This is a genomic window from Stutzerimonas stutzeri (assembly GCF_018138085.1).
Taxonomy (GTDB): domain Bacteria; phylum Pseudomonadota; class Gammaproteobacteria; order Pseudomonadales; family Pseudomonadaceae; genus Stutzerimonas; species Stutzerimonas stutzeri_AI.
The window spans coordinates 1,135,935-1,151,016 of the sequence record NZ_CP073105.1; the positions used below are offsets into that span (position 1 = coordinate 1,135,935).

Below are 15,082 nucleotides of genomic sequence, written 5' to 3' on the forward strand. Positions count from 1 at the left end.
GAATCCACCTATGAACAGTGCGGATACGCCGCAAGAGGCTCGAGGGGCCGTTGTAACCCTCGGCAACCGATCCAATGAGCCGCAACACGAAAGGGCGGTGCATGAGCAACTCGCCAAGCGTCTGGCTGCGCTGCAAGGGCTGGCTTTCCTCGGTGAGTATGACCGCAGCAGCAGCTACCCGCGGCAGCTGTACTTCGTCCCTTCAGGAACTCTGGTCGGGACGGACGTGGCGCGTCGGCTCGGCGTGGAAAGCGAGCGGGATCTGTTTGGCGGTGTAGTGCCCCACGCGTTCATCGAAACCAAGGCGATCACCCATCCACTGGTGCGTCCGGATGCGGACTCGCCCATCGGTTGGTCGCGCGACTTTGGCCGGCGCGTCACCGGCGGCGTCTTGCCCGGCTACAGCGTTTTCTCCTTGGCGGATGCACGCGAGGCCGGGCGGCGCCTGCTGAACGAAGGCGCGCTGCGGGTCAAGCCGGTGCGCGCCACAGGCGGTCGTGGGCAGGAACGGGTCGGGACGATCCAGGAGCTCGACCATGCGCTGGGAAAGGTGGATGAAGCCGAGCTGGCGGAATACGGTCTTGTACTCGAAGCGAACCTGGAGCACGTCACGACATTCAGTGTGGGGCAGATCCGGGTTGCAGGAAGAACGTTGAGCTATCACGGCACCCAGCGGTTGACCCAGGACAATAGCGGCGAAATCGTTTATGGCGGCTCGGATCTGCTGCTCGTCGAAGGCGACTTCGACGCGCTGCTGGACCTGGACCTGCCCGAAAGGACGCGCCTGGCCATTTCCCAGGCGCAACTCTATGACGATGCGGCGTCGGCATGCTTTCGCCATTTCTTCGCGTCTCGGCGCAATTACGACATTGCGCAAGGCATCGATGACAAAGGGCGCGCCTGCTCCGGAGTGCTGGAGCAATCCTGGCGAATCGGCGGCGCCAGCAGTGCCGAGGTGGCGGCGCTGGAGGCGTTCGTGCGCGGTACGACCGGATCGGTCATTCGCGCGTCTTCAGTCGAGCTCTATGGCGAAGCGCAGGTGCCCGAAGGCGCGACGGTGCTGTTTCGCGGCGAAGACGCCGACGTCGGATTCATAACCAAATACGCATTGGTGGAGGACCATGGCAACCCACAGTGAAAGCGTCGATATCTTGGTGGATGACGAACATATTGCCGGCACCTTCCTGTCACCGCCGACCAAGCTGCCTGGCGTACTCTTCGTGCATGGCTGGGGCGGCAGTCAGGAGCGTGACCTGGCACGTGCCCGCGGGATCGCCGGGCTAGGCTGCATCTGCCTGTCGTTCGACTTGCGCGGTCATGCCCTGACGCTGGCGCAACAGCAGACGGTCACGCGGGAGCAAAACCTGAGAGACCTGCTGGCCGCCTATGACCTGCTGGTGCAACACCAGAACATCGATCCCTCGGCGATCGCGGTGGTCGGCACCAGCTACGGTGGCTATCTGGCGGCGTTGCTCACGACGCTGCGGCCGGTCAAATGGCTGGCGCTACGGGTGCCCGCGCTGTACGGCGACGAGGACTGGGCGGTGCCCAAGCGGCAGCTGGATCGTGACACGCTCAATCAGCTGCGAGGGCGTCGGGTGGTGCCTGAAGAGAACCGCGCGCTGGCCGCCTGTGCGGCGTTTCGCGGGGATGTGTTGATCGTCGAGTCGGAGCACGATCATCTGGTCCCGCACAGCACGATCATGAGCTATCGGGCCGCCTTCCATCAGACGCATTCGCTGACCCATCGCATCATCCTCGGCGCCGATCATGCCCTGACCCACGAGCCCTGCCAGAAGGCCTATACGGATATTCTGGTCAACTGGGCGACCGAGATGGTGGTCGGCGCGCGTATCGATCAGCAGCACGGTGCGGCCGCGGCAGGGTCCCCATAGCCTCGTGATTGTCGCCATGGCCTCAGCCGGGCGGTTCTGGGGGCTCGATCGGCCCGACAAAGCGGCTCCAGCGGCGGTCGAGCACCTGTTGCTTGAGCACTTCGATGATATCGACCAGCACTTCCTCCAGGGCCAGGTCGGTGTCTTCGTCCTGGTACACCCAGGCTTCGAAGCATTCGTCCGCCAGGCTGCGGGCCAGCCGCTGGAACTGAGCCCCCTGCAGCCCATCGATCGCGCCCTGTAGCAGGCGTGACGCAATGTCCGTGAGTGCCTCGTCCAGGGTGCCGGCGACCCGATCACCCAGCGGCAGGCGGCGCAGGCGATTGACTTCGGGGTTGTTGGCCAGCGCCTGGTGAATCAAACCGCCGACATAGCCCTCGATGGCGCCACGGTTGTCCCGGTAGCCGCTTTCCAGCATGCCCTGCAGGCGGCGAGACAGGTCGTTGAGCAGCCGCTCCTTGCGTGGCCTCACCACTTCTTCGAGCAGCCTTCGCGACAGGTCATCGCTGGCCCCAATCTCCTGCTGCATGCGGCTGAACAGCCGAACCATGACGCGATCGGACAACTCTTCGAGCAGGAGCGAGTAGTAGCGATGAAGCACGCCGAAGACCGCCCATTGGCGAACGTCGATCAGCCCCAGCCGTTGCAGCCGAACCAGCAAGCTGCCGATCCGCAATACGCGCAGCCAGCGAAAACCGCTCAACGGGATACAGCCGAGTACGTCGTACCAGTGAGCGAAGGGGTAATAGAACCAGCGCGCGTAGCGCCGCTCGAACAACGCAACGGTCCAGCCGAGCAGGACGTCGAAAACGAATATCGCGACGAAACCCAGGTCGATCAGCTGGAAATTGCGATGAATCAGTGTCTCGTAGCGCTGGTGCAGCCCCGGCAGCCAGCCGGCGATGGCCTGGTTGATGGGCTGCACGATGAACAGGCTGTCGAACAGGATCAGTGCCAGGTTGACGCACACCAGCAGGACGATGAACGTATCCCAGGCGGCGTGCAGCCCGTTACGGATGCTTTCGCGCCGGTCGGCGCGATGTTCAGGCATTGGCATCGGGCGCATTGGCCGCATGCCAGAGGATCTCGGCGCAGCCCTGACGGCGCGCGATCAGACGAGCAACGACGAAAAACAGGTCCGATAGCCGATTGAGGTAGGCCAGCCCGACCGGGCGCAGTGGTTCGCTGGCATTGAGTTGCTGACAGCGCCTCTCGGCAGTGCGGGCCATGCTGCGGCACAGATGGGCGAGGGCGATAAGCCGTGTGCCGCCGGGCATGATGAAGTCTTCGAGCGGGCCGAGCTCCTGGTTCCAGTGATCGATCGCCGCCTCCAGACGAGCCACTTCGCTATCGGCCAAGGCCTGATAATCCGGCATCGCCAGCTCTCCGCCCAGATCGAAAAGACGGTGCTGGCAGGGGCTCAGTACCTCGATGAGTTCGGCCAGTTGCGGCCAGCGCGCCTGTGCTTCGGCGAGTTCGGCCAGCAGCAACCCCAACTGGCTGTTGAGCGTGTCGATCTCCCCCATGGCCTCGATGCGCGGATGATCTTTCGGGACCCGGCGGCCGTCGGCCAGTCCGGTCTGCCCAGCGTCGCCGGTACGGGTGTAGATCTTCGATAGTCGATTGCCCATCTGTGATTCCCTGATTCTGCTTCAGTTGGCGTCGGTGGCCGATGTCAGCGGCAGGCGCAGGGTGAAGGTCGTTCCCTGGTCCGGCCGGCTGTGCACCTCCATCTGGCCCTTGTGGTTGTTGGTGATGATGAAATACGAAACGGAAAGCCCCAGGCCGGTTCCCTGACCCACCTCCTTGGTGGTGAAGAAAGGCTCGAAGATGCGCTTGCGGACATGTTCCGGAATTCCGCTGCCATTGTCTTCCACCTGGATCTCGGCCCATGGCGGGTTCAGTCGGGTGCGCAAGATGATCTGGCCGCGACCCCGTTCCGGTTTATGGTGGATGGCTTGCGCGGCGTTCTTCAGCAGGTTGAGCAGGACCTGCTCGAGTTCGTTGCCGATGCAGGGCACGCGGTCCACTTGAGGATCGAAGTCGCGGACGATCTCGATGGAACGGAAGTCGAAACCCTCCATCAAGGCGAAGTCGCTCCCCGCGATTTCGAGCGCCTGATCGATCAGTACGGTCAGCTGGCAGTCGGCCAGTTGCCGGTTGCTCAGGCGGCTGAAACTCAACATGTGGCTGACGATCTTCGCGGCGCGCGAGCCAGCCTGCTGGATGCCGTCGAGCAGTTGCGGGATCTCCCGTCGCTGGAGATAGCGATTCACCGCCTCCAGCAGTACGCCGGTTTCATCGGCGGCCTCGCGGTTTCGTTCCAGGTCCGGCGACAGGCGACGGCGGATATTCTGCGCGTTATGCAGAATGGCACCCAGCGGATTGTTGATTTCGTGAGCCATGCCGGCGGCGAGGCTGCCGACCGACAACATCTTTTCCGACTGCACCATGATCTCCTCCATGTTGATGCGTTCGGTAATGTCGTCGATGCGAATCACCACGCCGCGGCCGCCGCTACCCATCAGCGGATAGAGCGTCAGCGCATAGTGCCGGGGCTCGTCGTTGACGATCCAGGTGACCCGTTCGACCTTTTCGACCTGATGGCGCTCGGACGCGCGACGAATCTGCGTCAGGAACGGCTTGAGCGGCTCGAAGGCGATGAACACCGGCTGGTTCAGCGCATCGTCGATGGAAGTGCCGGAGAGGGCGCTGGCCTGCTGGTTCCACTGGGTCACGTATAGCTGCTCGTCCAGGGCGATGAGCACCGACGGCATCGAGTCGATAATGCTGTTCAGGTAGTTCTGAAAACCGGTGAGCTTTTTTTCGATCTTGCTGCGAACCTGAACCTCCAGCTCGAGCTTACGGTTGGAGTGCCGGGTTTCCTCAGCCAGGCCCTGGGCATGGTCGAACGCGTCCTGGGCGTCGTCGCGCGCGCGTTTGAGCTGCTGCTCGCGGGCCTCCATGCGTGACAGCATGGTGTTGAAGGCATCGGCCAGGCGTCCGATTTCGTCCTGGCTCCTCGACGTCGCGCGCAACGAATAGTCTTCTTCACGAGTGACCTGACGCGACAGCGCTTCGAGGTCGCGGATGGGGTGCGTGATCAGCCGGCGTATCTGCCTGGCGACCAGCACCCACAACAACAGGCTCACCAGGAGGATGGCGAGGCTGGCGGTCAAGGTGCCGGTATAGAAGGCACCGGGCAGCTCGCTACTGGCAATGATCAGTAGATGGCCGGGCGGGCCGGCGGTTTGCGGCAGCTCGACCAGCAGATTGGCGCGCATTTCGGTCTTTTGCCAAAGTGGCAGGTCGCTGACCCGCTGCGGCAGATCCAGTGGAGCGCCGCGGTACAGTTGCGCTAGCCGCCGCCCGTCGCTGTCGTAGATGACTGCGGCACGTAGCGGGGCGTAGTCGTTCAGCTTCTGCAGCAGCTCGTTCGCCGCGGTTTCGGATGCCAGCGCGCGGTTGCTCAGTTCAGGCGTCGCCAGCAGCGCGCCGAGTGTATGCATGGCCTGGGGCGCGACGCTCTGACGCGAGATCCAATAGGCCGCACTGATGAACGCGAGGTTGGACACCAGCAGCACCGCTGCAAGCAGTACCAATAGTGCGATCAGCAACTTGCGGCCGACCGGAAGGTTTTCGAGGCGCTGGCGCAGGGTCATGGCAGCTACAGGCGAAGGGTTGTTTCAGCAGGGTAGCGGCGCCTCAGTCCTCGGGCAATCCGCGCTGGCGCAGGAGCGTCTGCAGCTGTTCCAGCAACGCCCACAGTCTCGGTACTTCAAGGCCATGCGATCGTGCGGTGCGGCACGCTTGTCCGAGCAGAAAGCCGACTTCGGTCCGGCGTCCACCGCTGACGTCCTGATGCATCGACGAGTAGTTGTCGGCGGTTGCCTCGATCACTCGAAGCACTTCGTTTTCCAGCCCCTCGGCGGCGGCACCCTGATCGCAGGATTGGAGCAGTGCGCCCAGTTCGTCGCAGATCTGGTGCAATTCGGCGCGGTGAGCCAGCAGCGCGCCGTTGCGGCAGTCATGCAGCACGCTCAGCGGATTGATGGCGCAATTGATCGCCAATTTACGCCACAGCTTGCCCATGATGGCGTCGCTCCAGGCATAGGGAATGCCGGCAGCGTCGAGGTCGGCGAGCCATGGCGGCGGGCTGCCGTGGCCCGGCGTGCCCAACCAGTTCAGGCCTTGCCCGGCATGGACGACCCGAAAGCCGGGTTGGCGATAGGCACCTTCGGTGCTGGAGACGAAGATGCAGCGGCTCTCCGGCCAGCGGGCCGCGACGGCCTGTTGGCTGCCCAGGCCATTCTGCAGCAGGAGGATTTCCGCGCCTTCGATCAGCCGCGGCGCCACATCGGCGATGGCGGCTTCGACGTCGTAGGCTTTGCAGGCGACCAGCAGCCGCGCGATTGGCGTGGCCGCATCGGGAAGCTCGGCAGGCGCTGGAAGAAGGCTGGTTGCCCCGTTCTCGACCAGCGTCAGGCCACCGGCGTCCATATAATCGTCGAGTCGCTGCTGATTGCGCAGAATGATCCTCACCGGTATGCCTGCACGATAAAGCCGCGCGGCCCACAGCCCGCCAAGGCTACCCGCGCCCAGAATGTGCCAGGTGCGGCCCATCAGGCGGGTTCTTTGTAACGCAGGGGCACGATGCGTCCGGTGGTATAGGCGTCGGCCAGCAAGGATTCGGCACGTTCGACGATTCGTCGCGGCTCGACCGGCAACGTCGCGGTATCGACACTGATCAGGCCGATACCCGCCTTGACCGTGATGAACCCTTCGCTGGTCCTGAACGCCTTGAGATTGAGTCCGTCGTGCAGCCGTTTGAAGCTGCTCGGCGAGCAGCCGCGCAGATCCTCGACCAGGGTCAGCAGGCCGAAGCGTCCATCATCCAGACGGGTCAGTACATCGAGCGGGCGTACCAGCTGCTGCAGGCGCCTTGCCACAGCGCGCAGCAACTCTTCATGAAACTGCCGGCCGTAGCGCTCCCGTTGAACCGCCAGCTCCGGCAGGCCGATCAGCAGATAGCACAGCGCGCCGCCGCGGCTCTCGATCTGACGCAGGCTGTCGCCGAGCCGCTGATGCAGGTAGCGCGCGTTGCCGAGGCCGGTGACCGGGTCGATCAGGTTGCGTTCTTCCAGGCTGGTGATGTTCTCGGTCAGCAGACGGTTCTCCCGTATGAGCCGCTGCAAAGAGCCGCAGAGCCGGTCGGCGGCATACACGCGCGGCACCAGCTGATCGTTCATCGCCGACTTGCCGATAAAGTCGTCCACGCCTTGATCGAAGGCCTTGTTGAGCACGTCCTGACCGTCGCGTCCGGTCAGCAGAATGATGTAGGTGTAGTGATCGGACATTTCATCCTGCTGGCGAACCTGTCCGGTCAGCTCCAGGCCGTCCATCTCCGGCATCAGCCAGTCGGCGAGCAGGACGTTCGCCGGACGCTGTTCGAGCATCTCCAATGCGGCGCTGGCGCTGTTGGCGAAGCGGATGTCTTCGTACCCGGCCTTGGACAGGGCGCGGCCGATCATGACGCTGGAAAACTTGGCGTCGTCGACCACCAGGATGCTGAGTTGAGGGTTGGGCATTGACGGGCTCAGAGGAAGGAAATTGCCGTAACGCCGGCTGACCGGGCGCTCTTGGCCTGAACAGTTATAATGATGGCCCATTTGAACCGTCAAGCTAAGCGCGCTGGGTCACACCATGGCGCCGTTTTTATAGGAGCAAGCCGATGCCCTCGTTCGACGTGGTGTCCGAACTGGACAAGCACGAAGTCACCAACGCCGTCGACAATGCCGTCAAGGAACTGGACCGACGTTACGACCTGCGTGGTAAAGGTACTTTCGAGCTCAAGGAGCTCACGGTGCATCTGACCGCCGACGCCGATTTCCAATTGGAGCAGATGCTGGAAATCCTCAAGTTGAGCCTGGTCAAGCGCAAGATCGATATCCAGTGCCTGGAGTTCAAGGATCCTTACCCGTCCGGCAAATCGGTCAAGCAGGACGTGGTGCTGCGTGAAGGCATCGACAAGGAACTGGCCAAGAAAATAGTCGCGCACATCAAGGACGCCAAGCTCAAGGTGCAAGCCGCCATCCAGGGTGAGCAGGTCAGGGTCACCGGCAAGAAGCGCGACGATCTGCAGGAAGCCATCGCGCTGCTGCGGGCCAAGGATTTCGGCATGCCGTTGCAGTTCAACAACTTCCGCGACTGATTACACCGGCACGCATGCGTGCCGTCCCGTTTTTACCGAGCGGCCCCTGTTGGCCGCTCGATGTTTTCAAGGAGACATTTACCAATGGATTTCAGCGTCGATTACCTGGTCGGTCTATCCGAAGCGTGGCTGCCGGTCGTTCTGCAATACGGAGCCCAATTACTGCTGGCGTTGGCCACGTTCCTGATCGGCTGGTGGCTGATCAACACCCTGGTCAGCAAGGTGGGCAGTCTGCTGCAGCGTCGCCAGGTGGACCCCTCTCTGCACGGCTTCATCGAGAGCTTGTCGAGCATCGTCTTGAAGGTGCTGTTGCTGGTCAGCGTGGCCTCGATGATTGGTGTGGAAACGACATCGTTCATCGCCGTGATCGGTGCTGCGGGCTTGGCCATCGGCCTGGCGCTGCAGGGCAGCCTGGGCAATTTTGCCGGTGGGGTGCTGATTCTGCTGTTCCGTCCGATCCGCGTCGGTGAATGGATCGAGGCCCAGGGCGTAGCCGGTACGGTGCACTCGATCCAGATCTTTCATACCGTGCTCAAGTCGGCGGACAACAAGACGATCGTGGTGCCCAACGGCAGTCTGTCCAACGGCCACATCACCAACTACTCCCGCGAGCCACGCCGCCGTGCCGACATCAACATCGGCATCGATTACAGCGCGGACATCAAGCTGGCACGCCAGATCCTGCTGGATATCGCACAGGACGAGCGCGTTCTGCGCGATCCCGAGCCGGTGGTCTTCGTGACCGGGCTGGGCGACAGCTCGGTCAATCTGTCGTTGCGGGTCTGGGTGGCAACCGGCGACTTCTGGCCGGTGACCTTCAGCTTCACCGAGCGGGTGAAGGAGCGCTTCGACGAGGCGGGCATCGGTATTCCGTTTCCGCAACGCGTGGTGCATCTGGTCCAGAGCTGAATGCTCTGATCACGAAAAAGCCGGCGATCGCCGGCTTTTTTCGTTCAGCTGTGTTCGGTCGTCGCCAGCGGGTCGGGGGTGTCCGGTTGCCGACGGCTGCGTGACCACTGCCAGAGGATCAGCACCAGGGTTGGCACGCCGAGCAGCGCGGTGACCAGGAAGAAGTCGCTGTAGCCGAGGTGCTCGACCATGACGCCGGAATAGCCTCCCAGCAGGCGCGGCAACAGCAACATCAGCGAGCTCAGCAAGGCGTACTGGGTAGCCGAGAATTTCAGGTTGGTGAGGCTCGACAGGTAGGCGACGAAGGCGGTCGAGGCCAGCCCCCCGCTGAAGTTGTCGCAGGAGATGGTGATGATCAGCATGTTCAGGTTGGCGCCCATCTCGACCAGCAGCATGAACATCAGATTGGTCGCAGCGGAGGCGGCGCCGCCAACGAAGAGGATCGGCAGTATGTTGAAGCGCACGATCAGCAGGCCGCCGAACGCCGCGCCGAGCAGGGTCATGATCAGCCCGAACAGCTTGCTGACGCTGGCGATCTGGTCCTTGCTGAAACCCTGGTCGATATAGAACACGTTGGCCATGACACCCATCACGGTGTCGGACATCCGGTACGTGGCGATCAGCCCCAGCAGGAGCAACGCCTGCCAGCGATAGCGCATGATGAAGTCGGTAATGGGCGTCAGCACCGGGCCCATCAGAATCCGTCCGGGAGCGGACAGGCATCCCCAGCAGATCAGCAGGTACATGGTGCCGCGCGGCCAGTAACCGCCCCAGTACGACTGGAACATGCCGGTGGTCGATACCATCAGGATGATCAGGACGATCACCGAGACGGCCTGATGGACGAAGTCGAACCGCGCCGGACGCTGTCGTTGCCCTGCCTGATGCAGCATCTGTCGAACCGGGATTAGCAGCGAGCGACCCCAGGGCGACAGCGAGCCAAGGATGAACAGGCCGTACAGGGTTGCGCGCGGCCAGGCTTGGGCGATCAGCGCGTTGATCATCGCCGGCACGGAGATGAGCAGCACCAGTAGCAAGCCGACACCCGCCAGTTGGTGATTGAAACTGTATTGCGATGGCTCGTTGGGTAGCGGCGCGGCGCCCTCTGGCTCGGGGATCACCAAGCTGGTGATCAACCCAGGCAGGATCAACAGCGCGAAGGCGACATAAGTGGTGGCCCAGGCGGTCTGGCTGTAATCCAGGTTGGTCGAGCCCAGCCATTCGGCGAGGAACAGCGCGCCGGCGCTAGCCAGCAGCATGGCGATGCGATAGCCGGTCATGTAACTCGCGGCCAATGTCGCCTGCAACTTGTCCTCGGCGATTTCCAGGCGGTAGGCGTCAATGGCGATGTCCTGTGTGGCCGAGGCGAACGCCACGGCGACCGCCAGCGCGATCAGCAGGGTCAGGTTGTTCTGCGGATTGCACAGCGCCATGCCGATCAGCCCGAGGGCGATGACCCCCTGCGACAGCACGAGCCAGGAACGCCGTCTGCCCAGGCCGCCGATCCAGGGCAGCCGCCATTGGTCGAGCATCGGCGACCAGACCCACTTGAAGGCATAGGCCAGACTGATCCAACTGGCGAAACCGATGGTTTCGCGCGATACCCCGGCTTCACGTAGCCACACTGAAAGCGTGGAAAAGACCAGGATTGCTGGCAGACCCGCGGCAAAGCCGAGCACCAGCAGTGTCAGCGAGGCGGGGCTGGCATAGGCGGCGAGTGCGGCACGCCAGGTTTCACGGGACATAAAGCAGATCAGAGCCAGGACATGAAGGGCGCACTCTACCCGCTGTGCTCCGCCGAATGCCAGCCGTACCGACGTATGTCGACCCGGTCATTGATGATGGTGATTCCCTCGGCGCGAAGGCGCATGCGTTGCTCATGTCCGGCAGCCGTGCCGGCCGGCAGGCTGAGCCGCCCGCCGGCGCCAATCACCCTGTGCCAGGGCAGGCTGGTACCCTCCGGCAGCTGTGACATCAGCCGGCCGACCCAGCGTGCCGCACGACCGAGCCCGGCCATGGCGGCCACTTCGCCGTAACTGACGACTTTGCCCTCCGGGATCTGCGCCATCACCAGATAGACCGCCGAGCGTCGGGATTCGGCATCGGCACCGGGCGGTAGCAGAGGCGGGTGTTCGGTCATGCGGGGGCTTCCTGTGTGCAGTCCGGCTCAGCGGGAGCGGCGCTGAACTCGCCTCCCATTCGGCGGTCAGTGCTTGCTGTAACCAATCGCATAGGGATAATGCCAGCCTTTTTAACCGCTCCTGCGCAGAATTTCAGCCCCTATGTTTTCCAGAACCCTGCTTTGCATGTCTCTCTCCATCGTCACGCTTCCGGCACTCGCCGATACCGTCTGGCTGAAGAATGGCGACCGCCTGACCGGCAAGATCAGCGTCCTCGACGGCGGCAAGCTGCTCATCGAAACCGAATACGGCGGCTCGATTCCGGTCAAGTGGAAGCAGGTCGCGACGCTGGAAAGCGATCAGCAACTGTTGATCAGGCAGGACGACATGACCGGGGACGTGGCCAAGTCGCTGCAGGCCGCCGACGATGGCAAGGTCATCCTGAGCAATGGCGGTGCGCCGCGCACGGTCGAGCTCGCCAGCATCACGCAAATCATCCATCCCAAACCTTTGATCCAGGACCTGACCTGGAAGGGCAATGTGGACGTTGCGGTGGACTACAAGCGCGCTGAAACCGACACCGATGACTACGACGTTTCCTTCGACACCTCGGCTCGTCATGGTCTTTGGCGCCACAACGCAACGGCGAACTACAACCGCGAATACCGTGACGGCGTGACCGCGACGGACAACTGGGATGCCGAATACGCCCTCGACCGATTCCTCGACGAGCACTGGTTCTGGCAGGGGCGGCTGGAATACAAGCGCGACAAGGTCGAGGATGTTCGCCGCCAGCGTACTCTGGGTACCGGTCCGGGCTACCAGTTCTGGGACAACGAACTGGGCGCCTTCTCGTTGGCCTCGCTGCTCAACCGCAGCGACTACGAGTTTGCCAACGGGGACAAGGAAGACTTCTATTCGCTCGCGATGAAGTGGCGGTACAACCGTTACCTGGTGGGCAAGACATTCGAGCTGTTCAGCAACGGCGAGATCGGCAAGCCGCTGGAAAACGTCGCCGACTACGAGCTGGATGCCGAGGTGGGCCTGCGCTACAAGGTCACCGACTGGGCGTCGCTGAACATGAAAGCCGAGAAGGACATCGTCAGTGGCGCGGAAAGCGAGCTCGATGAAACGCGCTACAGCATCGGCTTCGGCATCGGCTGGTAATCAGCGGCTGTTGCAGACCGGGCGCTCAGGCGCCCGGTTTCGTTTCAAGGGTTCGATCAAGGGGTTACAACCGTAGGCCGCCGTCCAGCTCGAGTACGCGCCCGGTGAAATAGTCGTTTTCGAAGATGTAGGCCACCGAATGAGCGATCTCCATCGGTTTGCCCAGACGCTTGAGCGGAATGCCGGCGGTCATCTTTTCCAGCGCCTCGGGTTTCATGCTGGCGACCATCTCGGTTTCGATGAATCCGGGGGCGACGCCCGCGACGCGGATGCCATAGCGTGCAAGCTCCTTGGCCCAGACCACCGTATCCGCCGCGACACCGGCCTTGGCGGCCGAATAGTTCGCCTGGCCCATGTTGCCGGCACGCGAGATCGAAGAGATATTGACGATTGCGCCCTGGCGCTTGAGCTCGATCATTTTCGCCGCGACTTCACGAGTGCAGAGGAATACGCCGGTCAGGTTGACGTCGATCACCGCCTGCCACTGGGCCAGGCTCATCTTCGACAGCTCGCCATCCTTGACCTTGATGGTCAGGCCGTCGCGCAGGATACCGGCGTTGTTGACCAGGCCATCCAACGCCCCGAAATCCTCGCTCACCTGGGCGACCATGTGGCTGACCTGCTCTTCGTTGGCGACGTTGCACAGATAGGCGCGGGCTTCGCCTCCGGCGTTTTCGCAGGCGGCTACCGCCTCGTTCAGGCGATCCTGGTTGAGATCGACCAGGGCCAGGCGGGCGCCTTTGCCGGCGAGGTATTCGCCCATTGCCCGGCCGAGGCCCTGACCACCACCGGTGATGATGATGACCTTGTCTTTTAGCTGCATGCCCATCTCCTCTAATTGCGCGCGGATGCCGAAACGACGCCTGCCGATGAAACCGTTATGCTGTGCTCCCGTCGAACCGAACGAGCCCTCAAGGAGCCGCCGTGAGCGCTGAAGCCGCCAAGCATGCCCGACAACTCCTACTCAAGGAATACCGCGCCGTACTCTCGACTCACTCGAAGAGCATGCCCGGATTTCCTTTCGGCTCGACGGTGCCTTATTGCCTGAGCGAGGAGGGCTGGCCGCTGATTCTCATCAGCCGAATCGCTCAGCACACGAAAAATCTCCAGGCCGATCCGCGATGCTCGCTGCTGGTTGCCGAGCGCGGCGCCGAAGACGTCCAGGCCAAGGGGCGGCTGACCATGCTGGCGGAGGCGCGAATGCTCGCCGAGCCCGGCCAGGTCGAGGCGGCGGCAGCGCGGTACTACCGCTATTTCCCGGAGTCCCGTGATTACCATCGGGTACACGATTTCGACTTCTGGATATTGCAGCCGGTGCGTTGGCGCTATATCGGAGGCTTCGGCGCGATCCACTGGCTGGAAGACGTCGCGCTGGCCAATCCATTCGCCGCAGCCGAGGGCGGCGAAAGCGCGATGCTCGACCACATGAACAGCGATCACGCCGCGGCGATTGCCCATTACGTCGACAGTGCAGGGCTGCCTTCCGAACCTGAGGCCAGCCTGGTCGGGATCGACAGCGAGGGTTTCCACTTGCGCATAGGCCAGGCCATCTACTGGCTGGCGTTTCCAGCGGTCTGCGCCAACCCGGGCGCAGTGCGGCAGGCGCTGGTGGCGATGGCGCGGCGCTGATTCAGGCTGACGTAAGCGCAGGGGTGAATAATCCGGTTACAGCCTGTTGCCCCGATGGGTTGAATTCGGCTCAGGCTGACGTCATCTACACGAGATCGGAAGCCGTTCTTCCGCCAAGGACTATCGATGCGAATTTTCTTACTGCTGTTCCTCCTGTTTCCGCTGGCCGAGCTGGCATTGCTGATCAAGGTCGGCAGCTCGATCGGGGTATTGCCGACCATCCTCCTGCTGATCATCAGCGGCATGGCTGGCATCCTCTTGTTGCGTCTGGCAGGCTTCGCCACCGCTTGGCGCGCACGTGAGCGCCTGGCCCGGGGCGAGTTGCCGGAGCGTGAAATGCTCCAGGGCCTGATGATGGCCATCGCCGGTGGCCTGCTGTTCCTGCCGGGTTTTCTCAGCGATATCGTGGCGTTGCTGGTGCTGTTCCCGCCGACTCGCCGGCTGTTCCTCAACTTCCTCGGCCGCCGTGTCGAAGCCCAGGCCCAACGCCGTCGGGCTTTTGCCGACGACCTGCGTCAACAGCAGGAGCGCCACGCCGGATCACAACGACCGAACGTGATCGAGGGCGAGTGGGAACGCCGCGACAAGTGAGAGCTTTCCCTCACGAAAAGGCATGCGCAGGCATGCCTTTTTCATTTTCTCGTGCAAAAAAATCGACGCGGTGCCCTTGAAATCATTTTTGCCGCCCGCATGTAGCGGTCACCGCAAGGTCGCTGTCGTGATTCGACAGTCCGTCTTCTGCGGCTCGCGTTGCGGGCCGCAACCGGCATAGCCGGATTTGCCCAACCCGCCGGTGAGAATGCATCGGCATGGAAACCACTGTACTAGGAGAGATCGACAATGAAGCTTCGTCCTCTGCATGACCGCGTCGTGATTCGTCGCAGCGAAGAAGAAACCAAAACCGCAGGCGGTATCGTCCTGCCGGGCTCCGCTGCCGAAAAGCCGAACCGTGGCGAAGTCGTCGCTGTTGGCACTGGCCGCGTTCTGGACAACGGCGAAGTCCGCGCCCTGGCCGTCAAGGTCGGTGACAAGGTCGTATTCGGCCCTTACTCCGGCAGCAACACCGTCAAGGTTGACGGTGAAGACCTGCTGGTGATGAGCGAGAACGAAATCCTCGCCGTCGTCGAAGCCTGATCAGCGCTCGCTGCCTA

16 protein-coding genes are annotated in these 15,082 nt (G+C 62.7%); 8 read left to right on the plus strand and 8 right to left on the minus strand.

Translation table 11 applies throughout. The annotated features are described in order from the left end of the window. Positions 1 to 10 precede the first annotated feature (10 nt). On the plus strand, positions 11 to 1,138 hold the full coding sequence (locus KCX70_RS05455; protein ID WP_212619523.1) for a DUF3182 family protein: 1,128 nt from the start codon (positions 11 to 13) through the stop codon (positions 1,136 to 1,138). Then, entirely contained in the window at positions 1,122 to 1,895 is a 774-nt protein-coding gene (locus KCX70_RS05460; protein ID WP_212619524.1) for an alpha/beta hydrolase family protein, read from the plus strand. The genes KCX70_RS05455 and KCX70_RS05460 overlap by 17 nt, the downstream gene beginning before the upstream one ends. Before the next feature lie 22 nt (positions 1,896 to 1,917). Here KCX70_RS05460 and KCX70_RS05465 read toward each other — a convergent pair whose 3' ends face one another. From KCX70_RS05465 to KCX70_RS05485, 5 genes are read right to left on the minus strand one after another with little or no spacing between them, the layout of a single operon-like run. Beyond that, positions 1,918 to 2,946: an ion transporter gene (locus KCX70_RS05465; RefSeq protein ID WP_212619525.1), complete on the minus strand. Its 1,029-nt coding sequence runs from the start codon at positions 2,944 to 2,946 to the stop codon at positions 1,918 to 1,920. Beyond that, entirely contained in the window at positions 2,939 to 3,526 is a 588-nt protein-coding gene (locus KCX70_RS05470; RefSeq protein ID WP_021209973.1) for a cob(I)yrinic acid a,c-diamide adenosyltransferase, read from the minus strand. Before KCX70_RS05470 ends, KCX70_RS05465 begins: the two co-directional genes overlap by 8 nt. A gap of 21 nt (positions 3,527 to 3,547) precedes the next feature. Beyond that, positions 3,548 to 5,557: a sensor histidine kinase gene (locus tag KCX70_RS05475; RefSeq protein ID WP_212619526.1), complete on the minus strand. Its 2,010-nt coding sequence runs from the start codon at positions 5,555 to 5,557 to the stop codon at positions 3,548 to 3,550. 43 nt (positions 5,558 to 5,600) lie between these two features. Further along, on the minus strand, positions 5,601 to 6,518 hold the full coding sequence (locus tag KCX70_RS05480) for a putative 2-dehydropantoate 2-reductase (RefSeq protein ID WP_212619527.1): 918 nt from the start codon (positions 6,516 to 6,518) through the stop codon (positions 5,601 to 5,603). Continuing rightward, a complete protein-coding gene (locus KCX70_RS05485) occupies positions 6,518 to 7,483 on the minus strand; it encodes a response regulator (protein ID WP_212619528.1) in 966 nt (321 codons plus the stop codon). Before KCX70_RS05485 ends, KCX70_RS05480 begins: the two co-directional genes overlap by 1 nt. Positions 7,484 to 7,626: 143 nt before the next feature. On the opposite strand from KCX70_RS05485, the gene KCX70_RS05490 reads away from it, so the two are divergent. Both KCX70_RS05490 and KCX70_RS05495 read left to right on the plus strand, forming a co-directional pair. Further along, on the plus strand, positions 7,627 to 8,106 hold the full coding sequence (locus tag KCX70_RS05490) for a YajQ family cyclic di-GMP-binding protein (protein ID WP_021209977.1): 480 nt from the start codon (positions 7,627 to 7,629) through the stop codon (positions 8,104 to 8,106). Positions 8,107 to 8,190: 84 nt separating this feature from the next. After that, positions 8,191 to 9,015, plus strand: a complete 825-nt coding sequence (locus KCX70_RS05495) for a mechanosensitive ion channel family protein (RefSeq protein ID WP_102847451.1) — start codon at positions 8,191 to 8,193, stop codon at positions 9,013 to 9,015. A 44-nt stretch (positions 9,016 to 9,059) separates the two neighbouring features. Here KCX70_RS05495 and KCX70_RS05500 read toward each other — a convergent pair whose 3' ends face one another. Beyond that, positions 9,060 to 10,760 (minus strand): AmpG family muropeptide MFS transporter, encoded by a 1,701-nt coding sequence (locus tag KCX70_RS05500; protein WP_212619529.1) that lies wholly within the window; start codon positions 10,758 to 10,760, stop codon positions 9,060 to 9,062. A gap of 35 nt (positions 10,761 to 10,795) precedes the next feature. Then, a complete protein-coding gene (locus KCX70_RS05505; RefSeq protein WP_102851428.1) occupies positions 10,796 to 11,155 on the minus strand; it encodes an MGMT family protein in 360 nt (119 codons plus the stop codon). 142 nt (positions 11,156 to 11,297) lie between these two features. Between KCX70_RS05505 and KCX70_RS05510 the strand changes: the two genes are divergently transcribed. After that, positions 11,298 to 12,302: a DUF481 domain-containing protein gene (locus tag KCX70_RS05510; protein ID WP_212619530.1), complete on the plus strand. Its 1,005-nt coding sequence runs from the start codon at positions 11,298 to 11,300 to the stop codon at positions 12,300 to 12,302. 64 nt (positions 12,303 to 12,366) lie between these two features. Here KCX70_RS05510 and KCX70_RS05515 read toward each other — a convergent pair whose 3' ends face one another. Further along, positions 12,367 to 13,125, minus strand: a complete 759-nt coding sequence (locus KCX70_RS05515; protein ID WP_021209982.1) for an SDR family oxidoreductase — start codon at positions 13,123 to 13,125, stop codon at positions 12,367 to 12,369. Positions 13,126 to 13,226: 101 nt separating this feature from the next. Here KCX70_RS05515 and KCX70_RS05520 point away from each other — a divergent pair, with 101 nt between their 5' ends. From KCX70_RS05520 to KCX70_RS05530, 3 genes are all read left to right on the plus strand, one after another. Next, complete coding sequence (locus KCX70_RS05520) at positions 13,227 to 13,931, plus strand: HugZ family protein (RefSeq protein ID WP_102847447.1); 705 nt, start codon at positions 13,227 to 13,229, stop codon at positions 13,929 to 13,931. 126 nt (positions 13,932 to 14,057) lie between these two features. Further along, the gene (locus tag KCX70_RS05525; protein WP_102851426.1) at positions 14,058 to 14,522 is read left to right on the plus strand and encodes an FxsA family protein; all 465 of its coding nucleotides are present in this window, start codon (positions 14,058 to 14,060) and stop codon (positions 14,520 to 14,522) included. A gap of 249 nt (positions 14,523 to 14,771) precedes the next feature. Beyond that, positions 14,772 to 15,065, plus strand: a complete 294-nt coding sequence (locus KCX70_RS05530; protein ID WP_003294630.1) for a co-chaperone GroES — start codon at positions 14,772 to 14,774, stop codon at positions 15,063 to 15,065. Positions 15,066 to 15,082 lie beyond the last annotated feature (17 nt).